20 protein-coding genes are annotated in these 22,009 nt (G+C 59.4%); 16 read left to right on the plus strand and 4 right to left on the minus strand.

Translation table 11 applies throughout. From position 1 onward, the window contains the following. Positions 1–9: 9 nt before the first annotated feature. On the minus strand, positions 10–1,011 hold the full coding sequence (gene gap, locus MO767_RS25395) for a type I glyceraldehyde-3-phosphate dehydrogenase (protein WP_129437806.1): 1,002 nt from the start codon (positions 1,009–1,011) through the stop codon (positions 10–12). A gap of 220 nt (positions 1,012–1,231) precedes the next feature. On the opposite strand from gap, the gene edd reads away from it, so the two are divergent. The 11 genes from edd to MO767_RS25450 all read left to right on the plus strand — a co-directional run bounded on the left by edd (position 1,232) and on the right by MO767_RS25450 (position 14,800). Continuing rightward, on the plus strand, positions 1,232–3,058 hold the full coding sequence (edd, locus tag MO767_RS25400; protein WP_046049478.1) for a phosphogluconate dehydratase: 1,827 nt from the start codon (positions 1,232–1,234) through the stop codon (positions 3,056–3,058). Further along, a complete protein-coding gene (locus tag MO767_RS25405) occupies positions 3,055–4,005 on the plus strand; it encodes a glucokinase (RefSeq protein ID WP_282482771.1) in 951 nt (316 codons plus the stop codon). Before edd ends, MO767_RS25405 begins: the two co-directional genes overlap by 4 nt. A gap of 177 nt (positions 4,006–4,182) precedes the next feature. Then, positions 4,183–4,914 (plus strand): response regulator transcription factor, encoded by a 732-nt coding sequence (locus MO767_RS25410; RefSeq protein ID WP_008155851.1) that lies wholly within the window; start codon positions 4,183–4,185, stop codon positions 4,912–4,914. Beyond that, positions 4,904–6,373, plus strand: coding sequence for an ATP-binding protein (locus MO767_RS25415; protein ID WP_282482772.1), 1,470 nt, complete (start codon positions 4,904–4,906; stop codon positions 6,371–6,373). The genes MO767_RS25410 and MO767_RS25415 overlap by 11 nt, the downstream gene beginning before the upstream one ends. Positions 6,374–6,599: 226 nt before the next feature. Further along, positions 6,600–7,859 carry an AGE family epimerase/isomerase gene (locus MO767_RS25420; protein ID WP_282482773.1) on the plus strand — a complete coding sequence of 420 codons (1,260 nt, stop codon included), beginning with the start codon at positions 6,600–6,602 and terminating at the stop codon, positions 7,857–7,859. Positions 7,860–7,975: 116 nt separating this feature from the next. Continuing rightward, the gene (locus MO767_RS25425; RefSeq protein ID WP_282482774.1) at positions 7,976–9,277 is read left to right on the plus strand and encodes an ABC transporter substrate-binding protein; all 1,302 of its coding nucleotides are present in this window, start codon (positions 7,976–7,978) and stop codon (positions 9,275–9,277) included. Positions 9,278–9,425: 148 nt separating this feature from the next. Next, positions 9,426–10,334 carry a sugar ABC transporter permease gene (locus MO767_RS25430; protein ID WP_282482775.1) on the plus strand — a complete coding sequence of 303 codons (909 nt, stop codon included), beginning with the start codon at positions 9,426–9,428 and terminating at the stop codon, positions 10,332–10,334. Further along, a complete protein-coding gene (locus MO767_RS25435) occupies positions 10,327–11,172 on the plus strand; it encodes a carbohydrate ABC transporter permease (RefSeq protein WP_282482776.1) in 846 nt (281 codons plus the stop codon). Before MO767_RS25430 ends, MO767_RS25435 begins: the two co-directional genes overlap by 8 nt. Before the next feature lie 2 nt (positions 11,173–11,174). Then, entirely contained in the window at positions 11,175–12,335 is a 1,161-nt protein-coding gene (ugpC, locus tag MO767_RS25440; RefSeq protein WP_282482777.1) for a sn-glycerol-3-phosphate ABC transporter ATP-binding protein UgpC, read from the plus strand. Positions 12,336–12,489: 154 nt separating this feature from the next. Continuing rightward, the gene (locus tag MO767_RS25445; protein ID WP_282482778.1) at positions 12,490–13,836 is read left to right on the plus strand and encodes a carbohydrate porin; all 1,347 of its coding nucleotides are present in this window, start codon (positions 12,490–12,492) and stop codon (positions 13,834–13,836) included. A 109-nt stretch (positions 13,837–13,945) separates the two neighbouring features. Further along, positions 13,946–14,800: a D-hexose-6-phosphate mutarotase gene (locus MO767_RS25450; protein ID WP_282482779.1), complete on the plus strand. Its 855-nt coding sequence runs from the start codon at positions 13,946–13,948 to the stop codon at positions 14,798–14,800. 95 nt (positions 14,801–14,895) lie between these two features. Here the strand turns inward: MO767_RS25450 and MO767_RS25455 are convergent, their stop codons facing one another. Further along, a complete protein-coding gene (locus MO767_RS25455) occupies positions 14,896–15,756 on the minus strand; it encodes a MurR/RpiR family transcriptional regulator (protein ID WP_178082693.1) in 861 nt (286 codons plus the stop codon). Positions 15,757–15,995: 239 nt separating this feature from the next. Here MO767_RS25455 and zwf point away from each other — a divergent pair, with 239 nt between their 5' ends. The 4 genes from zwf (at position 15,996) to MO767_RS25475 (ending at position 19,834) form a co-directional block, all read left to right on the plus strand. Next, on the plus strand, positions 15,996–17,465 hold the full coding sequence (gene zwf, locus MO767_RS25460) for a glucose-6-phosphate dehydrogenase (protein ID WP_218539084.1): 1,470 nt from the start codon (positions 15,996–15,998) through the stop codon (positions 17,463–17,465). Then, on the plus strand, positions 17,452–18,165 hold the full coding sequence (pgl, locus tag MO767_RS25465; RefSeq protein WP_282482780.1) for a 6-phosphogluconolactonase: 714 nt from the start codon (positions 17,452–17,454) through the stop codon (positions 18,163–18,165). The genes zwf and pgl overlap by 14 nt, the downstream gene beginning before the upstream one ends. Positions 18,166–18,182: 17 nt before the next feature. Continuing rightward, the gene (locus tag MO767_RS25470; protein ID WP_140676745.1) at positions 18,183–18,848 is read left to right on the plus strand and encodes a bifunctional 4-hydroxy-2-oxoglutarate aldolase/2-dehydro-3-deoxy-phosphogluconate aldolase; all 666 of its coding nucleotides are present in this window, start codon (positions 18,183–18,185) and stop codon (positions 18,846–18,848) included. A 260-nt stretch (positions 18,849–19,108) separates the two neighbouring features. Further along, entirely contained in the window at positions 19,109–19,834 is a 726-nt protein-coding gene (locus tag MO767_RS25475; RefSeq protein WP_282482781.1) for an intradiol ring-cleavage dioxygenase, read from the plus strand. Between the two features lie 2 nt (positions 19,835–19,836). On the opposite strand, the gene MO767_RS25480 is transcribed toward MO767_RS25475, so the two are convergent. Together MO767_RS25480 and MO767_RS25485 are read right to left on the minus strand one after the other, a co-directional pair. Then, a complete protein-coding gene (locus tag MO767_RS25480; RefSeq protein WP_282482782.1) occupies positions 19,837–21,018 on the minus strand; it encodes an aminotransferase class V-fold PLP-dependent enzyme in 1,182 nt (393 codons plus the stop codon). A gap of 17 nt (positions 21,019–21,035) precedes the next feature. Then, complete coding sequence (locus MO767_RS25485) at positions 21,036–21,272, minus strand: DUF3820 family protein (RefSeq protein ID WP_007949456.1); 237 nt, start codon at positions 21,270–21,272, stop codon at positions 21,036–21,038. 203 nt (positions 21,273–21,475) lie between these two features. Here MO767_RS25485 and MO767_RS25490 point away from each other — a divergent pair, with 203 nt between their 5' ends. Continuing rightward, positions 21,476–21,943 (plus strand): PA2169 family four-helix-bundle protein, encoded by a 468-nt coding sequence (locus MO767_RS25490; protein ID WP_282482783.1) that lies wholly within the window; start codon positions 21,476–21,478, stop codon positions 21,941–21,943. Positions 21,944–22,009: the final 66 nt, after the last annotated feature.

The raw sequence follows: 22,009 nt of genomic DNA on the forward strand, positions 1-22,009 counted from the left end.
CACGGCCGGTTATTCAGCGTTGCACAGCGCCAGGCAGTTATCGAGCATGCGGTTGGAGAAACCCCATTCGTTGTCGTACCAGGCCAGCACCTTGAGCAGCTTGCCGCTGGACTTGGTGTGGTTGGCGTCAAAAATCGACGACAGCGGGTTGTGGTTGAAGTCGCTGGAGACCAGCGGCAGGGTGTTGTAACCGAGAATCTTCGAGTGTTGGCTGGCTTCTTTGAGCAGCGCATTCACTTCATCGGCCGACGCTTCGCGTTTGAGTTGCACGGTCAGGTCCACCAGCGACACGTTGATCACTGGAACACGCACCGACATGCCGGTCAGTTTGCCCGCCAGTTCCGGCAGCACCAGACCTACCGCTTCAGCCGCGCCGGTTTTGCTCGGGATCATGTTCTGGGTGGCCGAACGCGCACGATACGGGTCGACATGATAGACGTCGGTCAGGTGCTGATCGTTGGTGTAGGCGTGAATAGTGGTCATCAGACCGCTTTCGATACCCAGCTCGCGGTGCAACACCTGGGCCACCGGCGCCAGGCAGTTGGTGGTGCACGACGCATTGGAAATGATCTGGTGCGATTGGCGCAGAATGTCGTGGTTAACGCCATACACCACCGTGGCGTCGGCGCCTTTGGCCGGGGCCGAGATGATTACTTTGCGTGCGCCGGCCGTAATATGCGCGGCGGCTTTGTCGCGGTCGGTGAACAAACCGGTGCATTCGAATACGACGTCGATCTTCTCGGCAGCCCAAGGCAGTTCGGCCGGGTTGCGAATGGCGCTGACAGAAATACGGTCTCCGTTGACGGTCAGGCTTTCCCGATCGTGCTGGACATCGGCATCGAACGTGCCGTGAACAGTGTCGTACTTGAGCAGATGAGCGTTCATCGCGCTGTCGCCCAGGTCATTGATGGCAACGATCTGCAGATCCTGGCGATAACCTTGGGTATACAGTGCGCGCAGGACGTTACGGCCAATTCGGCCAAAACCATTGATTGCGATTCGAAGAGTCATTTAACAGGGCCGCCGTCGTTTTGTTGTTGGAATTACAAGATTATTCGCATAAAAATAGAAAACAAGCCTTTTTAATGGCAATATTTTGTTCAATCTACAACGAGTGACCTGAATCAACTGGTCCGACCGATCAAGAAAACCGTCTGTCATCCCATCGACAACGGCTCTTGTTCAGCATAGACAATCAGGTCGCCACATCCGTTAGCCTGGAGTTCTAAACATGCATCCCCGCGTCCTTGAGGTCACCGAACGGCTTATCGCCCGCAGCCGCGCCACGCGTGAGGCTTACCTTGCACTGATTCGTGGTGCTGCCAGCGACGGTCCGATGCGCGGCAAGCTGCAATGCGCCAACTTCGCCCACGGCGTGGCCGGTTGCGGCACCGACGACAAGAACAGTCTGCGAATGATGAACTCCGCGAACATTGCGATTGTTTCGTCCTATAACGACATGCTCTCGGCGCACCAGCCGTACGAAGTCTTTCCTGAACAGATCAAAAAAGCCCTGCGCGAAATCGGCTCCGTCGGCCAGTTCGCCGGCGGCACCCCGGCCATGTGCGATGGCGTGACCCAGGGCGAGCCGGGCATGGAGCTGAGCCTGCCGAGCCGCGAAGTGATTGCGCTGTCCACCGCCGTGGCGCTGTCTCACAATATGTTCGATGGCGCACTGATGCTCGGCATCTGCGACAAGATCGTGCCGGGCCTGATGATGGGCGCGCTGCGCTTTGGTCACTTGCCGACGATCTTCGTGCCGGGCGGGCCGATGGTCTCGGGCATTTCCAACAAGCAGAAAGCCGACGTGCGCCAGCGCTATGCCGAAGGCAAGGCCAGCCGCGAAGAGCTGCTGGAATCGGAGATGAAGTCCTACCACAGCCCGGGTACCTGCACCTTTTACGGCACCGCCAACACCAATCAGTTGCTGATGGAAGTCATGGGCCTGCACTTGCCGGGCGCTTCTTTCGTCAACCCGAACACTCCGTTGCGCGATGCCCTGACCCGCGAAGCGGCGCACCAGGTCACGCGTCTGACCAAGCAGAGCGGCGACTTCATGCCAATCGGCGAAATCGTCGACGAACGTTCGCTGGTCAACTCCATCGTGGCTCTGCACGCCACCGGCGGCTCGACCAATCACACGCTGCACATGCCGGCGATCGCCATGGCGGCGGGCATTCAATTGACTTGGCAGGACATGGCCGACCTCTCCGAGGTGGTGCCGACCCTGAGCCACGTCTACCCGAACGGCAAAGCCGACATCAACCACTTCCAGGCGGCGGGCGGTATGTCGTTCCTGATCCGCGAACTGCTGGAAGCCGGCTTGCTCCACGAAAACGTCAACACGGTGCTGGGCCACGGCCTCAGCCGCTACACCATGGAACCGTTCCTCGAAAACGGCGAGCTGGTCTGGCGCGAAGGCCCGATCGAAAGCCTCGACGAAACCATCCTGCGTCCGGTCGCTCGGGCGTTCTCGCCAGAGGGTGGCTTGCGAGTGATGGAAGGCAACCTCGGCCGCGGTGTCATGAAAGTGTCCGCCGTCGCTTTGGAAAACCAGGTCGTCGAAGCACCGGCCATGGTGTTCCAGGATCAGCAGGATCTGGCTGATGCGTTCAAGGCTGGTTTGCTGGAGAAGGATTTTGTCGCGGTGATGCGCTTCCAGGGCCCGCGCTCCAACGGCATGCCGGAGCTGCACAAGATGACGCCGTTCCTCGGCGTGCTGCAGGATCGCGGCTTCAAAGTCGCGCTGGTGACCGACGGACGCATGTCCGGTGCGTCGGGGAAAATCCCGGCGGCGATTCACGTCAGCCCCGAAGCGTATGTGGGCGGCGCTTTGGCGCGCGTGCAAGAGGGCGATATCATCCGCGTCGATGGCGTCAAAGGCACCCTGGAGCTTAAGGTGGACGCCGACGAATTCGCAGCGCGCGAACCTGCCAAAGGCCTGTTGGGCAATAACATCGGCAGCGGTCGCGAACTGTTTGGTTTCATGCGCATGGCCTTCAGCTCGGCGGAGCAGGGCGCCAGCGCCTTTACTTCTGCCCTGGAGACGCTTAATTGAAACTGGCTTTGGTCGGTGACATCGGTGGGACCAACGCACGTTTCGCGTTGTGGAAAAACCAGCAGCTGGAATCGATCCAGGTGCTGGCAACGGCCGACCACGCCAGCCCGGAAGAGGCAATTGCTCTCTACCTGAGCGGGCTTGGCCTGGAACCGGGTTCGATCGGTTCGGTGTGCCTGTCGGTGGCCGGCCCCGTCAGCGGCGATGAATTCAAGTTCACCAACAATCACTGGCGACTCAGCCGCAAGGGGTTCTGCAAGACCTTGCAGGTGGATCAACTGTTGCTGGTCAACGACTTCTCGGCGATGGCGCTGGGCATGACCCGTTTGCAGCCGGACGAGTTTCGGGTGGTCTGCGAAGGCACGGCGGAACCGTTACGGCCGGCGGTGGTGATCGGTCCGGGGACGGGCCTGGGCGTCGGCACGTTGCTCGACCTCGGCGAAGGTCGTTTCGCCGCGTTGCCGGGGGAGGGCGGTCACGTCGATTTGCCGCTGAGCAGTCCGCGGGAAACTCAACTGTGGCAGCACATCTTCAATGAGATCGGCCATGTCAGCGCTGAAACGGCGTTGAGCGGCAGCGGTTTGCCGCGGGTCTATCGGGCGATTTGTGCAGTGGACGGTCATGAACCCGTGCTGAATTCCCCCGAGTCGATTACCGCAGCCGGTCTGGCGGGTGATCCGATTGCCCTGGAAGTGCTCGAGCAGTTCTGCTGCTGGCTGGGTCGTGTGGCCGGCAACAACGTGCTGACCACGGGCGGGCGGGGTGGCGTGTACATCGTGGGCGGGGTGATTCCGCGGTTTGCCGATTTCTTCATCGAAAGCGGCTTTGCCCGGTGCTTTGCCGACAAGGGCTGCATGAGCGATTACTTCAAAGGCATCCCGGTGTGGCTGGTGACGGCGCCGTATTCCGGGCTCGTTGGTGCGGGTGTCGCGCTCGACCAGGCCTAAGACCGAGTCGCCTTCATCGCGAGCAAGCTCGCTCCCACAGGATTACTTACATTTTCAGAATGTGTATTTATCCCTTGTGGGAGCGAGCTTGCTCGCGATGAGGCCAGAACAGGCAACAAATATCCAAGGTCCATCAGGCATAATCCGCCCAATTCAAACAACAAGGATGCCGCCCCTGTGAGCTCAGTCAACAAGTCGATTTTGTTGGTCGATGACGATCAAGAGATACGCGAGTTGCTGGACACCTACCTGACCCGCGCCGGTTTCCAGGTTCGCACCACGCCCGACGGCGCAGGCTTTCGTCAGGCGATGAACGAGGCACCGAGCGATCTGGTGATCCTCGACGTCATGCTCCCGGACGAAGACGGTTTCAGTCTCTGCCGCTGGATCCGTCAGCACCCACGTCAGGCGCAGGTGCCGATCATCATGCTCACCGCCAGTTCCGACGAGGCCGACCGCGTCATCGGTCTGGAATTGGGCGCCGACGATTACCTCGGCAAACCCTTCAGCCCGCGTGAGTTGCAGGCGCGCATCAAAGCCTTGTTGCGTCGCGCGCAGTTCGGGCAGGAGCGTTCCGGCAGTGAAGTGCTGGCCTTCGATGACTGGCGGCTGGACATGGTCAGCCATCGCCTGTTCCACATCGATGGTGAAGAAGTAATTCTCTCCGGCGCTGACTTCGCGCTGCTGAAACTGTTCCTCGATCACCCTCAGGAAATCCTCGACCGCGACACCATCGGCAACGCCACCCGTGGTCGTGATTTGATGCCGCTGGATCGCATCGTCGACATGGCCGTCAGCCGTTTGCGCCAGCGTCTGCGCGACACCGAAAAACCACCGCGGCTGATCCGTACCGTGCGTGGCAGCGGCTACCAACTGGCCGCCAATGTGGTTGCCAGCAATGGCCACTGAGTTTTTCCGCAAGCTCGCCGCACGGATTCCCGTGCCGCGTTCTCTGCTCGGGCGGATGTTGCTGCTGACGCTGTTGGCGGTGCTGTTCGCCCAGACGTTGTCGAGCGTGATCTGGGTCTCGCAACTGCGCGCCACCCAACTTGAAGGCCTGGTCACCAGCGCCCGTAGCCTCGCTCATTCGATGACCGCCAGCGTCAGTTACTTCCGCTCTCTGCCGGTAGCGTTTCGGCCATTGGTACTCGACCAGTTGCGCAGCATGGGCGGCACCCGTTTTGTGGTGACGCTCAACGACAAACCCTTGGGCATGGAAGTGCTGCCGATCACCCCGCGCAAGGAAGCCGTGCTCAAAGCGGTGGACGAAGTGCTGCGCCAGTCCCTGGGCCAGGACGCGGATATCTCGGTGACCTTCGTCAGCCCCGAAGACCTGCGGATTTTCAACAGCGGGCTAAAACTCGATGAGTTGCCGCGCTCGTGGGCGCATTACGCGCTGACCCTGGAGCCGGTAAACCCGCCGGTATTGGTCACCCAAATCCAGATGGCACCGGGCGAGTGGCTGTACATCGCCTCTCTGTTGCCCGAGCCCTACACCAGTCTTGAAGAACAAGGCCTGCCGGCGCAGCAAGTCTGGTTCATCGTGCTCACCAGCGGCTTTTTGCTGTTGTTCATTGGCCTGCTGGTGCATTGGCAGAGCCGGCCGCTCAAGCGTTTGGCGCGGGCAGCACGGGACATGTCCCTCGGCGCGGAAGTCGAGCCCGTGGCCGAGGGTGGCGGCAGTGAAGTGGTTGAGGTCGGCCGCGCCTTCAATGCGATGCGCGAACGCATCAGCCGTTACCTGACCGAGCGCAGCCAGTTGTTCAGCGCGATTTCCCATGACTTGCGCACGCCGATTACCCGCTTGCGGTTACGCGTTGAATTGCTCGAAGACGAAACGCTGCAAGCCAAGTTCGGTCGTGATCTGGATGAGCTGGAGCTGCTGGTCAAAGGCGCGCTGCAATGCGTGAAAGACACCGACATCCACGAAAACATCGAACCGGTGGACCTCAATCACGTGCTTGATTGTCTGGTGGAACCGTATCTGGCGCCCAACGGCAATGGTCGCGTCACCCAGCAAGGGCGTGCGCTGGCGGCGTATCCGGGGAAGCCGTTGGCGCTCAAGCGTTGCATCGGAAACCTGATCGACAATGCCTTGAAGTATGGGCAGAAAGCGCATCTGCACATTGATGACGACCAGAGTGCGTTCATCCTGCATGTGGACGATGAAGGCCCAGGCGTGCCGGAACAGCGGATGGAGCAGGTGTTCGAACCGCACTTCCGCCTGGCCGGGCAGCAGCAGGGTTATGGGTTGGGGCTGGGGATTGCGCGCAACATTGCCCACAGCCACGGAGGTGAGGTCAGCCTGCAGAATTTGCGTGAGGGTGGGTTGCGGGTGACGTTGCATTTGCCTCGTAGTATCGACTAGTCAGACCGTGTCGCGCCCATCGCGAGCAAGCTCGCTCCCACAGGGGAGATGCGTCGTACACAAATCCAGTGTGGGAGCGAGCTTGCTCGCGATGGCGTCAGAAGACCCAACACATCTCCCAAAGAAAATGTCACAAGTCGGTGACATAACTCGCCCCCTTCGTTACAAGCCCGCCACCGCCCGTTGTTTAGACTGCCCCCAGTCATAACAACAAAAAAGGCACCCCATGGACACCTTCCAACCCGCGTTCAGCAGTTGGCTGAACGCCCCCGCCCATCAGCACTGGCTCGCTGCCGAAGGCCTGCGCCTGCTGGCGTTTGCCAAGGCTTCGAAGCTCGCCGAAGGCTTCGGCAATCTTGATGAAAAGGGCTGCCTGCCGGCCAACGCCCAAGCCGAAACCATGAACACCGCGCGCATGACCCACAGCTTCGCCATGGCCCACATTCAGGGCCTGCCAGGTTTTGCGGAACTGGTGGATCACGGCATCAAAGCCCTCAGCGGCCCATTGCGTGACGCCAAACACGGTGGCTGGTTCGCTGTCTCCGAACATCGTGACGGCAACACCGGCAAGGCGGCTTATCTGCACGCCTTCGTTGCCTTGGCCGCCAGTTCTGCGGTCGTCGCTCAGCGTCCCGGCGCGCAGGCCTTGCTCGACGATGCGATCCACATCATCGACGCGCATTTCTGGAGCGAGGAGGAGGGCGCGATGCGCGAATCCTTCAACCGCGACTGGAGTGAAGAGGAAAGCTATCGCGGCGCCAACAGCAACATGCACGCCACCGAAGCCTTTCTCGCGTTGGCCGATGTCACCGACGACAACCGTTGGCTGGTCCGCGCCCAGCGCATCGTCGAGCGGGTAATCCATGGTCACGCCGCCGCCAACGATTACCTGGTGGTCGAGCATTTCGACCGCGACTGGCAGCCGCTTCGCGACTACAACCACGACAACCCGGCCGATGGATTTCGCCCCTACGGCACTACGCCGGGCCACGGTTTCGAATGGGCCCGGCTGATGCTGCACCTCGAAGCGGCGCGGGTTAAGGCCGGGATGCTCACACCGGGCTGGCTCGCCAGCGACGCGCAAAAACTCTTCGACCACAACTGCCATCACGGGTGGGATGTCGACGGGGCGCCGGGGATTGTTTACACCCTCGACTGGGACAATCGCGCCGTGGTTCGCCATCGCCTGCACTGGACCCATTGCGAAGCCAGCGCCGCCGCCAGTGCGCTGCTTAAACGCACAGGCGACGCGCAATACGAACACTGGTACCGACTGTTCTGGGAATTCTGTGACAGTCATTTCATCGACAGATGTGATGGAAGTTGGCACCACGAACTCGACCCGCAGAATCGCCCGAGCGCCGATATCTGGGCCGGTAAGCCTGATCTTTATCACGCCTGGCAAGCCGTGTTGATCCCGCGATTGCCTCTGGCGCCCAGTATGGCGACTGCCTTGGCACAGTTATCCCAGAGCGCTCCTGTGTAACCATGCGGTGACATTCGAACGTCCCTTCGTTACCTGCGAAGGGATAACTCCTGTTTAAAATCCATGCAGCGCAAGCACCAGACTTGCATGCATAACAACAAGAAAGGTAATTCTAGATGAATGCGATTTCTCGCCTCGCTACTGTCATTTCTCTTGCCTCATTGCTCCCTCTCAGTGCATTCCCTCTCAGTACGCTTGCCGCCGATTCCAAAGGTTCGGTAGAAGTCGTTCACTGGTGGACCTCCGGTGGCGAAAAAGCTGCCGTCGATGTCCTCAAGGCCCAAGTCGAAAAAGACGGTTTCACCTGGAAGGACGGCGCAGTTGCCGGTGGTGGCGGTGCTACCGCCATGACCGTACTCAAAAGCCGCGCCGTGGCCGGTAACCCGCCGGGCGTAGCGCAGATCAAAGGCCCGGACATCCAGGAATGGGCGTCTACCGGTCTGCTCGACACCGACGTCTTGAAAGACGCGGCCAAAACAGAGAAGTGGGACAGCCTGCTCGACAAGAAAGTCTCCGATACCGTGAAGTATGAGGGTGACTACGTGGCCGTGCCGGTGAACATTCACCGCGTCAACTGGCTGTGGATCAACCCGGAAGTCTTCAAGAAAGCCGGCATCGAAAAAGCGCCAACCACCCTTCAGGAATTCTACGCGGCCGGTGACAAGCTCAAGGCTGCGGGCTTCATTGCGCTTGCCCACGGCGGCCAGCCTTGGCAGGACAGTACCGTGTTCGAAGCGGTGGTCCTTTCGGTCATGGGCGTCGACGGCTACAAGAAAGCCCTAGTGGATCTGGACAACGGTGCACTGACCGGTCCTGAAATGGTCAAGGCGCTGACCGAGCTGAAGAAAGTCGCGACCTACATGGACGCCGACGGCAAAGGCCAGGACTGGAACCTGGAAGCAGCCAAGGTCATCAACGGCAAGGCCGGCATGCAGATCATGGGTGACTGGGCCAAGAGCGAGTGGACAGCGGCCAAGAAAGTCGCCGGCAAGGACTACGAGTGCGTAGCCTTCCCGGGCACCGACAAGGCCTTCACCTACAACATCGACTCCCTGGCCGTGTTCAAGCAGAAAGACAAGGGCACTGCTGCCGCTCAGCAGGATATTGCCAAGATCGTGCTGGGTGAGAATTTCCAGAAAGTCTTCAGCATCAACAAGGGCTCGATCCCGGTTCGAATCGACATGCTGAGCGACATGGGCAAGTACGGTTTCGACTCTTGCGCCCAGACCGCTGCCAAGGACTTCCTGGCGGACGCCAAGTCGGGCGGCCTGCAGCCGAGCATGGCGCACAACATGGCGACCACGCTGGCGGTACAAGGCGCGTTCTTTGATGTTGTGACCAACTTCATCAACGATCCGAAAGCCGATCCTGCCATTGCCGCCAAGCAACTCGGCACTGCCGTCAAAGCTGCCAAGTAATGCTTGGCCCCTGTAGGAGTGAGCCTGCTCGCGATAGCTGATTGTCAGACCCTGGATGTATCAACTGATACATCGCTATCGCGAGCAGGCTCACTCCTACAAGGGGTGCATTTCCAAAGTAATTTTTCCTCACGTACGGGATCTTCCCATGAGTTCTGTTGCTGTGTTCAGCAAGGCCTCGCCGTTCGATGCACTGCAGCGCTGGCTCCCCAAACTGGTGCTGGCGCCCAGCATGTTCATCGTCCTGGTCGGCTTCTATGGCTATATCCTGTGGACGTTCGTCCTGTCGTTCACCACGTCGACCTTCCTGCCGACTTACAAATGGGCGGGCCTGGCGCAATACGAGCGGCTGTTCAACAACGACCGTTGGTGGGTAGCGAGCAAGAACCTGGCGGTGTTCGGCGGCATGTTCATCGGCATCACCTTGGTGATCGGTGTACTGCTGGCGGTGTTTCTTGATCAGCGCATTCGTCGCGAAGGTTTCATTCGCACCATTTACCTGTACCCGATGGCGCTCTCGATGATCGTCACCGGTACCGCCTGGAAGTGGCTGCTCAACCCGGGCATGGGCCTGGACAAATTGCTGCGTGACTGGGGCTGGGAAGGCTTTCGCCTGGACTGGCTGATCGATCCGGACCGCGTGGTGTACTGCCTGGTGATCGCTGCGGTATGGCAAGCCTCGGGCTTTATCATGGCGATGTTCCTCGCCGGCCTGCGTGGCGTTGATCAATCGATCATCCGTGCCGCCCAGATCGATGGCGCGAGCATGCCGAGGATCTACCTGAAAGTGGTGTTGCCAAGTCTGCGCCCGGTGTTCTTCAGTGCGGTGATGATCCTGGCCCACATCGCGATCAAGAGCTTCGACCTGGTGGCGGCAATGACAGCCGGTGGCCCGGGTTATTCCTCCGACCTGCCTGCCATGTTCATGTATTCCTTCACCTTCAGTCGCGGCCAGATGGGCATGGGCTCGGCCAGTGCGATTCTGATGCTCGGTGCGATTCTCGCAATCATCGTGCCTTACCTGTACTCCGAGCTGAGGACCAAGCGCCATGACTAGTTTCGCTGCCAAGTCTTCCATCAGCCTGAGTCGCATCGCGATCTATGGCGTGCTGATCCTTGCCGTATTCCTTTACCTGATACCGCTGGTGGTCATGCTGTTGACCAGTTTCAAGACGCCGGAAGACATCAACTCCGGCAACCTGCTGAGCTGGCCGACCGTGGTCAGCGGCATTGGCTGGGTCAAGGCATGGGGCACGGTTGACGGGTACTTCTGGAACTCGATCAAGATCACTGTCCCGGCGGTACTGATCTCCACCGCCATCGGTGCACTGAACGGCTATGTGCTGTCGATGTGGCGCTTCCGTGGCTCGCAACTGTTCTTCGGTTTGCTGCTGTTCGGTTGCTTCCTGCCGTTCCAGACCGTGCTGCTGCCGGCCTCGTTCACCCTCGGCAAGATGGGCCTGGCGAGCACCACCACGGGCCTGGTGTTCGTGCACGTGGTCTACGGCCTGGCGTTCACCACGCTGTTCTTCCGTAACTACTACGTCAGCGTTCCCGATGCGCTGGTGAAGGCGGCGCGGCTGGATGGTGCGGGTTTCTTCACCATCTTCCGCTTGATCATCCTGCCGATGTCCACCCCGATCATCATGGTCTGCCTGATCTGGCAGTTCACCCAGATCTGGAACGACTTCCTGTTCGGCGTGGTGTTCTCCAGCGGTGACTCGCAACCCATTACGGTGGCGTTGAACAACTTGGTCAACACCAGTACCGGGGCCAAGGAATACAACGTTGATATGGCGGCGGCGATGATCGCCGGACTGCCGACCCTGCTGGTCTATGTGGTCGCAGGCAAGTATTTCGTGCGCGGGCTGACGGCCGGCGCAGTCAAGGGGTAATCATGGCTACGCTCGAACTTCGCAATGTAAACAAGACCTATGGCCCCGGCCTGCCGGACACCCTCAAGGACATCGATCTGTCGATCAAGGACGGTGAGTTCCTGATCCTGGTCGGACCTTCGGGTTGCGGCAAGTCGACCCTGATGAATTGCATCGCCGGCCTGGAGACCATCACCGGCGGCGCGATCATGATCGACGACCAGGACGTCAGCGGCATGAGCCCGAAAGACCGCGACATCGCCATGGTGTTCCAGTCCTACGCGCTGTACCCGACCATGAGCGTGCGCGAGAACATCGCCTTCGGCTTGAAGATCTGCAAAATGCCCGCCGCCGACATCGAAGCGGAAGTGGCGCGGGTGTCCAAGCTGCTGCAGATCGAACACTTGCTCAACCGAAAACCCGGCCAGCTCTCCGGTGGTCAGCAGCAGCGCGTGGCGATGGGCCGTGCCCTGGCGCGGCGGCCGAAGATCTATCTGTTCGACGAACCGCTGTCCAATCTCGACGCCAAGCTGCGGGTCGAGATGCGCACCGAAATGAAACTGATGCACCAGCGCCTGAAAACCACCACGGTCTACGTGACCCACGACCAGATCGAAGCGATGACCCTGGGCGACAAAGTGGCGGTGATGAAGGACGGGATCATTCAGCAATTCGGCACGCCGAAAGACATCTACAACAACCCGGCCAACCTGTTCGTGGCGAGCTTCATCGGTTCGCCACCGATGAACTTCATCCCCCTGCGTTTGCAGCGCAAGGACGGTCGTCTGGTGGCGCTGCTCGACAGCGGTCAGGCGCGGTGTGAATTGCCGCTGGGCATGCAGGACGCCGGTCTCGAAGACCGCGAAGTGATCCTCGGCATGCGCCCGGAGCAGATCGTTTTGGCGGGCAGCGAGCCGAACGGTTTGCCGAACATTCGCGCCGAAGTCCAGGTCACCGAGCCAACCGGTCCCGACACCCTGGTGTTCGTCAATCTCAACGAAACCAAAGTCTGCTGCCGTCTGGCGCCGGACGTTGCACCGGCCGTGGGCGAGACCCTGACCCTGCAATTCGATCCATCGAAAGTGTTGTTGTTCGATGCCAAGACCGGTGAGCGCCTGGGGGTGGCCGGTCAACCGCAAGGTGAAGCCCGGTCTGCGAATGTCGCGCAATTCAAAGGTCGCTGAAGATCAAGGTGGGAGCGAGCTTGCTCGCGATGACGGTGGGTCAGTCAACAGTGATGTTGAATTTGAATCGGCTATCGCGAGCAAGCTCGCTCCCACAGGGGATGTAACCGCGTTAAATAAAAACAGTTAATAACAATAAAACGAGGATGTAGGGATGAAGAAGAACAACAACGCTCAGCTTATCTGCCAGTTGTCGGCAATTGCGGCAATGATGCTGGCCGGTAGTGTGCACGCGGCTGACGCGTTCAGCGCCGATTCCGAATGGATGACCGGTGATTGGGGTGGCGAGCGGACCAAGCTGATCGAGCAGGGTATCGACATCAAGATGGACTACGTCGGTGAAGTAGGCGCAAACCTGCACGGCGGCTACAACAACGACAAGACCGCACGTTACGCCGACCAGTTTGGCCTGGGCGTGGCGCTGGACCTGCAAAAACTATGGGGCTGGGATAACACCCAGGCCAAGATCCAGTTCACCAACCGTAACGGTGAGAACATCTCCAATGACCGTGTCGGCGACCCTCGTGCCGGCACCCTGAGTTCCTCCCAGGAAGTCTACGGCCGTGGCCATATGGTCCGTCTGACCCAGATGTGGGTTAAGCACCAGTTCCTCGACGGCAAACTGGACGTCAAGGCCGGTTATTTCGGCGAAGGCGAAGATTTCAACACCTTCCCTTGCGAGTTCCAGAACCTGGCGTTCTGCGGTTCCCAAGCGGGTAACTGGGCCACCAACATCTGGTACAACTGGCCGGTCATGCAGGCTGCTGTACGTGTGAAGTACAACATCTCGCCTGAGTTCTATGCGCAGATCGGTGCGTACAACCAGAACCCATCGCAACTGGAACATGGTAACGGCTTCAAGCTCAGCGGCAGTGGCACCGCCGGTACGGTCTTGCCGGTCGAACTGGTCTGGTTGCCGAACCCTAACAACCTGCCGGGCGAATACCGTGTCGGTTACTACAAAAGCACGGCCAATGCCGATGACGTCCTCAAGGATGAAAACGGCAATGATGCAGCCACCAGCGGTAACGCCTATCGCAGCCACGATAGCAAACACGGCTACTGGTTCGTGGCGCAGCAACAACTCACCAGCCACAACGGTGATGCGTCCCGCGGTCTGAACGTCGCAGCCAACGCTACTTTCCACGACAAGGACACCAACTTCGTCGACAACTATCAGTCGCTGATGTTTGTGTACAAGGGCCCGTTCGACGCACGTCCAAAAGATGACATGGGTATCGGTTTTGCCCGTATCCATGTCAACGATGACGTGAAGAAAAACGCCGAGCTGGTCAACGCCTCCAATGGTGTTACCGAGTACGAGGATCCACTGTTCTCGCCGCTGCGTAGCACCGAGTACAACTACGAGATCAACTACGGCTTCCACGTTACCAACTGGCTGACCGTGCGCCCTAACCTGCAATACATCACTCACCCGGGTGGTGTTGATGAAGTCGACAACGCGCTGGTCGCCGGTCTGAAAATTCAGTCGGTGTTCTAACGTTGTTGCGATAAGCTCCTCTCTATGTGCGCATTTTTGCGGACAGCCCAGGCTGTCCGCTTTTTTTTGTCGGGCGGCGCACCCCGGGTGATTTTCAGGACCGTTGCACATGCATGAGCATCCGCTACAACGCTTCTTCAAATCCTTGCGCGAACGTCCGGTGTTTGCGTGGGAGCGCTATCAGAAGCGCGACGTGCTGGTGATCGACCATCCGCTGTGTCAGGCGGTGTTCAGTCGGCAGGGAGCGCAGTTGCTGCACTTCCAGCCAAAGGGCCAGAAACCCTGGCTCTGGTGCGCGGCGAAGTGGCCGCAGGTCGGCGCGATTCGTGGTGGCGTTCCGGTGTGCTGGCCGTGGTATGGCCGTCATCCGAGCGAAAACGCCTGGCCGTCCCATGGCTGGGCACGGTTGATCGACTGGAAGCTGCTGGACAGCAGCACTGATGACGATGGCGTGCGCTTGCACTGGCAACTTCAGTTGTGCGACTGGCAAGTAGACCTGCACGCGCACTTGGGCGAACGCATGGATTTGCGCCTGAGTACGGAGCATCAGGACAGCCTGCCGTGCCAATTGAGTCAAGCGTTGCATGCATATTGGCGTATTGGCGACGTCGGTGAGGTAGCGCTGTCTGGCCTCGACGGGGCGCAGGGTTACGACCAGTTGAACCGGCAGATTTGTCATCAGGAAGGCGAGTTGCGGGTGGAGGGTGGCTGTCAGCGGGTGTTCCAGCAAGACGGCGAATTACAGCTCAAGGACCACGCCTGGCAGCGCGAGTTGTGCATCGATACCGGTGACCATGCGGACACGGTGGTCTGGCATCCGGGCTCAAGGCCGTTGCTGGGAGTGACCTGGAATGAGATTTCGGAGTTTGTCTGTGTTGAAGCCGCGAGTGGCGGGACCGATAGCCTGAGCCTGGCTCCGGGGGAGAGGGCGCATTTGAGTTTGCAGGCGCGGGTCGGGGCGTAAGATCAAAAGATCGCAGCCTCGTTTCGCTCGACAGCTCCTACAAGGGATCGTGTAAACCTGTAGGAGCTGTCGAGCGAAACGAGGCTGCGATCTTTTTAATTAAACTCATCCCCAATCGGATACCGACTGGCATTCAGACTTTCCTTGATCTTGCGCAAATGCGGCTGGAAATCCACGCCTCGGCGCAAGGTCATGCCGGTGGCGAGCACGTCCAGCACGGTCAGCTGAATGATCCGCGACGTCATCGGCATATAGATGTCGGTGTCTTCCGGCAGCGGAATGTTCAGGCTCAACGTGCTGGCCTTGGCCAGTGGCGAGCCCTCGGCCGTCAGGCCCAGTACCGAAGCACCGTTTTCCCGGGCAATACGCGCCACTTCCACCAGTTCGCGGGTACGGCCGGTGTAGGAAATGATCACGAACAACTCGCCGGTGTGCGCCACCGACGCAATCATGCGCTGCATCAGCACGTCCGCGTGGGCGGTGACCGCCAGGTTGAAGCGGAAGAACTTGTGCTGCGCATCCAGCGCCACCGGGGCCGAGGCGCCGAGGCCGAAGAAGTGGATCTGCCGGGCCTGGATCAACAGGTCGACAGCGCGGCTGATCAGGTTCGGGTCAAGCGCCTGCAAGGCACTGTCCAGCGAGGCGATGGCGCTGCCGAAAATCTTCGTGGTGTACGCCTCCGGATTGTCGTCGGCCTCGACCGCACGGCTGACATATGCCGCGCCACTGGCCAGGCTCTGGGCCAATTGAAGCTTGAGTTCCGGGTAGCCGCTGACGCCGAACGAACGGCAGAAACGGTTGACCGTCGGCTCGCTGACCTTTGAGGCCTGGGCGAGCGCGGCGATGCTGAACCGGGTGGCCTGCTGCGGGTTGAGCAGGATCACTTCGGCGACTTTGCGTTCTGCCTTGTTCAGGTCTTCAAGGCGATTCTGGATCTGTTCCAGTAAATTTCGCACGCGGTCCATATATGTTCCTTAGCTCCGCAAACATGAGAGCAATGCAAATAAGGGCCCCGGCTATGCAAATTGGGACTTTGATCGGGCCCGTAACGGTGGCCTATCCTACTGATGGCTCCGACCGTCCACCACTCGGAATCTGTATTTTGCGAAAATGTTGTGGTTATTACTACATTTTCCCTTGAGTGATGCCTTGAAAAAAGGTATTTGTAGCTTAACTTGATAAAAGAACAAACATCATGCCTTCGATTACGGTTGAACCGTGCACCTTTGCCTTGTTCGGCGCCCTCGGCGATCTGGCCCTGCGCAAGCTGTTTCCTGCCCTTTATCAGCTCGATGGCGCAGGCCTGTTGCACGAGGACACGCGAATTATCGCGCTGGCCCGTGAGCCTGGCAGCGAGCAGCAACATTTGGCGTTCATCGCCTCCGAGCTGCGCCGCTACGTCGGCGCCAAAGAGCTGGACGAAGCTGTGGTGGAACGCTTCCTGGCCCGCCTGAGTTATCTGCACGTCGACTTCCTCAAGGCTGACGATTACGTCGCCCTGGCCGAAATGGCTGGCAGCGCCCAGCGAGTGATTGCCTACTTCGCGACACCGGCCGCCGTTTACGGCGCGATCTGCGAGAACCTGTCGAAGGTCGGCCTGACCGAAAACACCCGCGTGGTGCTGGAAAAACCCATCGGTTCGGACTTGGAATCCTCGCGCAAGGTTAACGACGCCGTGGCGCAGTTCTTCCCGGAGAATCGCACCTACCGCATCGACCACTACCTGGGCAAAGAAACTGTCCAGAACCTGATCGCCCTGCGTTTCGCCAACAGCCTGTTCGAAACCCAGTGGAACCAGAACTATATCTCCCACGTGGAAATCACCGTGGCCGAGAAGGTCGGGATCGAAGGTCGCTGGGGTTACTTCGACAAGGCCGGCCAGCTGCGGGACATGATCCAGAATCACCTGCTGCAACTGCTCTGCCTGATCGCCATGGACCCGCCGGCCGACCTGTCCGCCGACAGCATCCGTGACGAGAAAGTCAAAGTGCTCAAGGCGCTGGCGCCGATCAGCCCGGAAGGCCTGACCACTCAGGTGGTGCGCGGTCAGTACATCGCCGGTTACAGCGAAGGCAAATCGGTTCCCGGTTATCTGGAAGAGCCGAACTCCAACACCCAGAGCGACACCGAAACCTTCGTCGCGCTGCGTGCCGATATCCGGAACTGGCGTTGGGCCGGCGTGCCGTTTTACCTGCGTACCGGCAAGCGCATGCCGCAGAAGCTGTCGCAGATCGTCATCCACTTCAAGGAACCGTCCCATTACATCTTCGCTCCCGAGCAGCGCCTGCAAATCAGCAACAAGCTGATTATCCGCCTGCAACCGGACGAAGGCATTTCCTTGCGCGTGATGACCAAAGAACAAGGCCTGGACAAGGGCATGCAGCTGCGCAGCGGTCCGTTGCAGCTGAATTTTTCCGACACCTATCGCAGCGCACGGATTCCCGATGCCTACGAGCGGTTGTTGCTGGAAGTGATGCGCGGCAATCAGAACCTGTTTGTCCGTAAAGATGAAATCGAAGCCGCGTGGAAGTGGTGTGACCAGTTGATCGCCGGGTGGAAAAAATCCGGTGATGCGCCCAAGCCTTACGCGGCGGGGTCCTGGGGGCCGATGAGCTCCATTGCATTGATCACGCGGGATGGGAGGTCGTGGTATGGCGATATCTGAATTGAAACTGCCTCAGGGCGTCAGCGCCCATGAGTTCAAAAGCCCGGTGTTGCTGGCCGATGGTTTGGCGCTGAATGTGGCCAAGCAACTGAGTGACGCCATCGACGCTCGCGGCACCGCGACGCTGGTGGTGTCCGGTGGCCGCAGTCCGGTGGCGTTTTTCCAGAACCTGGCCAAGCAGAAACTGGACTGGTCCAAAGTTGTCATCACCCTGGCCGACGAGCGTTGGGTGCCGGTTGAACACGCCGACAGCAATGCCGGTCTGCTCAAGCGCTACCTGCTGCAAGGCCCGGCGGTGAAGGCTCAGTTTTTGAGTTTGTACAGCGCCACCGCCAACCTTGAACAGGCCGCCGAGCAGGCGGATCGCTTGCTCGCCGAGTTGCCGCCGATCGACGTGCTGATACTCGGCATGGGCGACGATGGTCACACCGCATCGCTGTTCCCCAACAGCCCAAACCTTGCCGATGCCTTGAAAGTCGACGGTACACGGCGTTGCTATCCGATGCTGGCGCCGACCGTGCCACATCAGCGCCTGACCATGAGTCGCGCGCTTCTGGCCTCGGCCAAGACCACCGTTCTATCGATTTCCGGACAGTCCAAGCTGACCACTCTGAGTGCCGCATTGGCCGGTGACGATGTCGCCGCCATGCCGATTCGCGCGTTTCTGCAACCTACGTTAGAGATTTACTGGTGCCCATGAGCCAAGGAACAGCCGCTATGAAAACCCCATCCCCGACCGTTTCCATGGCGGACAAAGTTGCCCTGATCGACAGCCTCTGCGCCAAGGCGCGGATCCTGCCGGTGATTACCATCGCTCGCGAACAGGACATCCTGCCGCTGGCCGACGCCCTCGCGGCCGGTGGCCTGACAGCCCTGGAAGTGACCTTGCGTTCGCAGTTCGGCCTCAAGGCCATCCAGATTCTGCGCGAGCAGCGTCCGGAGCTGGTGACCGGTGCCGGTACTGTGCTGGATCGCAACATGCTGGCGGCTGCCGAAGCAGCCGGTTCGCAGTTCATCGTCACGCCGGGCATCACCCGTGACCTGCTGGAAGCCAGCGTCAACAGCCCGATTCCGCTGTTGCCAGGCATCAGCAACGCCTCCGGCATCATGGAAGGTTATGGCCTGGGTTATCGCCGCTTCAAGCTGTTCCCGGCGGAAGTCAGCGGCGGCGTCGCGGCCATCAAGGCCCTGGGCGGCCCGTTCGGCGAAGTGAAATTCTGCCCGACTGGCGGCGTCAGTCCGGCCAACATCAAGAGCTACATGGCGTTGAAAAACGTGATGTGCGTGGGCGGTAGCTGGATGCTTGATCCCGAGTGGATCAAGAACGGCGACTGGGCCCGCATTCAGGAATGCACCGCCGAGGCACTGGCGCTGCTGGACTGATCGGCTTTACCAAACACTTCGTTGTGTGTTCTACGGCTTTACGGTGCGCTTGGTCGGTGCACCGTTTTTTTTTGCCCGCAAAAAAACTGTGGGAGCGAGCTTGCTCGCGATAGCGGTCTGACAGTCAACATTTTCATTGAATGTGCCGCTGCCATCGCGAGCAAGCTCGCTCCCACAAGGACATCATGCGATACATAGTTACCGCATCTCTCTGCTCGGCCAGCGTTAACCTGCGTTCATCTTATGGAAGAGAGAACGTCATGGACGACAACACTCCGGTTTCACCCCAGCCAGCGGTTTACCTGCTTTCACCCGAACAGATCGCCGGTCCTTATTTCCGAAATCCGAAATTGATCAGAAGAAACATCAGCGAAGGCATGGACGGTATTCCCTTGGTGCTGAGGCTGACGATCGTCGATGCCATGACCGGTCAACCCGTGACTGACGCGTTAGTGGATATCTGGCACTGCAATGCGCGCGGTGCGTATTCGGGCTGGACCAAGGTCAATCCGGACAAGGAAGTCGAAGCTGGCGACATAGGCTCGATCCCGCGCACCGACGACGACACTTACCTGCGAGGCGGGCAATTTACGGACAAGAACGGCATCGTGCGCTTTACCACGATCTATCCGGGGTTCTACGCCGGCCGTGCCCTGCACATTCACGTCGTCGTACGCATTACAGCAGGCAATAACTATCTGGAAGAACGGCATGTCGCCTGGGTCGGTCAGCTCTATTTTCCCGAGGTGGCCTCGCGCTCGGTACTCAACGCCAGAGAGTACTGCGGTCGATCCGTTTCGCCACTGACCAACGATCAAGACTTTTTCTATAAAAACATGGGCGGCGAGGCTTCGACCTTGAACGTTCACACCCTGAGTCGAGACTCGAATGAAGACGGCTACTTCGGGCACACGACCATCGGCATCGACACATTCGCGGTATCGACGCAGATCAAACCCGAGGACTTCGACAAACACACCGTGTGATGTCAGCGCAGTTCGGTCAACGCCCGGGCCAGTAGATCCATGTCTGCACCCGTGGTGGTAAGCCCCGGAGTTATGCGAATGCACGGACCACTCGCGGCACCACTGCGCACCACGGTAAACAGGTTGTAGTCCTTGAGCAGCCGCTCGACCATCGCCTGTTGATCGGTGTGCCGGGTAAAGCGCATCGAGGTGATGCCGCAATACAGCCGCGGGTCGTCCGGGGTCATGACGTCGATCCCCGGCAACTCGCGTACCACGCTCACCCAGCGGTTGCGCAGGTAATTGAGCCGGGCGCCCTTGGCCGCGGAACCGCCCATGGCCCGATGTTCCTCGAACACCAGCGGCAGGGTCAGCAGCGCCGGGATGTTGGGCGTGCTGTACGGCGTGCGGGCGAGAATGTCGGTGACCGGGAAATGCATCTCGCCCATGTCCGGGTCGATGTCGGCCAAGCGCTCGGGGGCGATGTAAATGAAGCCCAGGGTCAGTGGCGCACCGATCCATTTGTGCAGATTGAAACCGGCGAACGCGATCCCGAGATCGTCAAGATTGAACTGGATCTGGCCGAGCGCATGGGCACCGTCTAGGATCACGTCGATGCCATGTTCCCTGGCGGCTGCGGCAATGGCCTGCACCGGCATCACCAGACCGGTGCGATGGGTGACGTGGGTCAGGGCCATCAGTTTGAGTCGCGGGTAACGCACGAAGGCTTCGCGGTAAGTGGCCAGCAAACTGTCGAAACTGGCGGGGTGCGAGTGTTCGATCTCGATCACTTCGACACCGCGATGACGTGCCAGCCAGCGCATGGCCCCTTTGACCGTGTCGTATTCCAGATCACACATCAGCACCTGATCGCCCGGCGTCAGACGGTTGTAGTTGCGGATCAGCGATTGCAAACCGTCCGAAGCGTTGCGGGTGAGGGCGACGGTGTCGGCGGGTACGCTCACCAGCTCGGCGAGCTGTTTGCGAATCTCCAGGCTTTCGCCCTGTTCGAAGCGTTGCCGCACGTGCACCGAGTTGCTGCGGTTGATCAGTTCGATGTTGCGCTGGTACTCCTCGACCACTGTGCGCGACATGCGCGCGAAGTATCCGTTTTCGAGGTTGATCGGTCCGGGTTCAACCGCGTATCGGTCGGCAAAAGTTCGCCAGAAGGCTTCATCACGGGCGCGGCGGGTGTTATCGGGCATGGGCTACTCGGTCAGGATCAATGGCGCGGGGCGGGTTTGCCATGTTTGGCGCGCAGCGGTTCGAGCAGCTCCGACAGGCCGTTGTGATCGATTTCCTGCATCAAGGCCAGCAAGCCGCCGAGTTCGCCATGGGGGAAACCTTCCCGAGCGAACCAGTTCAGGTATTGGCCGGGGAGGTCGGCGATGATCCGGCCCTTGTACTTGCCGAAGGGCATTTCACGGGTAATCAACAGTTCGAGCTTTTCAGGGTTCATCAATCAGTCGTCTTGATTCAAACAGTCTGGAAAATACAGGCATTCTGCATGCAGGCCAAATGACAGATCATGCAAAAAAAGCGGATACAGTTTTCGCGTTAATCAGTAAGCAATTGAAATATAAGGAATAAGTTATCAATTCAAAGCTGGCATGCAGGGTGCAATAACTATTGCATCTTTCATCAACCCGCGAGGAATTGAAAATGACCGACATGAATAAAGAAGCCATCTCTGTACTCAACGACCTGATTGAAACCAGCAAAGACGGTCAGGAAGGGTTCAAGACTTGCGCTGAAGACATCAAACACCCAGAACTCAAAACCCTGTTCGTGCAACGCTCGGCGGACTGCGCCACTGCGGCTTCCGAACTGCAAGCGCAGGTGCGTTCGCTAGGCGGCGATCCGGAAACGTCCACCAGTGTCAGCGGTGACCTGCACCGTCGCTGGGTCGACGTGAAAGCGATGTTCACCGGCAAGGATGAAGAAGCCGTGCTGAACGAAGCCGAGCGGGGTGAAGACCATGCACTGAAGGCTTACAAAGAAGCCATCGAAAAAATCAGCAAACATAACCTGGTGGGCATTCGTGACCTGGTTGAGCGTCAGTACCACGGCGTGCAACGCAATCACGATCAGGTAAAAGCCCTGCGTAACCAGGCGCGCGCACGCTCGTAAGCGTTCGTTGCCTGTCATAAACGCCAGCCAGTCTGGCGTTTTTTTGTGTCCGGGAATTAGCACTGG

The organism is Pseudomonas sp. UYIF39 (assembly GCF_029963765.1).
In the GTDB taxonomy this organism is placed as follows: domain Bacteria; phylum Pseudomonadota; class Gammaproteobacteria; order Pseudomonadales; family Pseudomonadaceae; genus Aquipseudomonas.

Coding starts and splice junctions, on each gene's coding strand:
- MO767_RS25425 (WP_282482774.1), top strand. CDS start 7,976: ATGAATGCGATTTCTCGCCTCGCTACTGTCATTTCTCTTGCCTCATTG.
- MO767_RS25475 (WP_282482781.1), top strand. CDS start 19,109: ATGGACGACAACACTCCGGTTTCACCCCAGCCAGCGGTTTACCTGCTT.
- MO767_RS25480 (WP_282482782.1), bottom strand. CDS start 21,018: ATGCCCGATAACACCCGCCGCGCCCGTGATGAAGCCTTCTGGCGAACT.
- MO767_RS25430 (WP_282482775.1), top strand. CDS start 9,426: ATGAGTTCTGTTGCTGTGTTCAGCAAGGCCTCGCCGTTCGATGCACTG.
- MO767_RS25450 (WP_282482779.1), top strand. CDS start 13,946: ATGCATGAGCATCCGCTACAACGCTTCTTCAAATCCTTGCGCGAACGT.
- MO767_RS25490 (WP_282482783.1), top strand. CDS start 21,476: ATGACCGACATGAATAAAGAAGCCATCTCTGTACTCAACGACCTGATT.
- gap (WP_129437806.1), bottom strand. CDS start 1,011: ATGACTCTTCGAATCGCAATCAATGGTTTTGGCCGAATTGGCCGTAAC.
- zwf (WP_218539084.1), top strand. CDS start 15,996: ATGCCTTCGATTACGGTTGAACCGTGCACCTTTGCCTTGTTCGGCGCC.
- pgl (WP_282482780.1), top strand. CDS start 17,452: ATGGCGATATCTGAATTGAAACTGCCTCAGGGCGTCAGCGCCCATGAG.
- MO767_RS25435 (WP_282482776.1), top strand. CDS start 10,327: ATGACTAGTTTCGCTGCCAAGTCTTCCATCAGCCTGAGTCGCATCGCG.
- MO767_RS25485 (WP_007949456.1), bottom strand. CDS start 21,272: ATGAACCCTGAAAAGCTCGAACTGTTGATTACCCGTGAAATGCCCTTC.
- MO767_RS25415 (WP_282482772.1), top strand. CDS start 4,904: ATGGCCACTGAGTTTTTCCGCAAGCTCGCCGCACGGATTCCCGTGCCG.
- ugpC (WP_282482777.1), top strand. CDS start 11,175: ATGGCTACGCTCGAACTTCGCAATGTAAACAAGACCTATGGCCCCGGC.
- MO767_RS25445 (WP_282482778.1), top strand. CDS start 12,490: ATGAAGAAGAACAACAACGCTCAGCTTATCTGCCAGTTGTCGGCAATT.
- edd (WP_046049478.1), top strand. CDS start 1,232: ATGCATCCCCGCGTCCTTGAGGTCACCGAACGGCTTATCGCCCGCAGC.
- MO767_RS25470 (WP_140676745.1), top strand. CDS start 18,183: ATGAAAACCCCATCCCCGACCGTTTCCATGGCGGACAAAGTTGCCCTG.
- MO767_RS25420 (WP_282482773.1), top strand. CDS start 6,600: ATGGACACCTTCCAACCCGCGTTCAGCAGTTGGCTGAACGCCCCCGCC.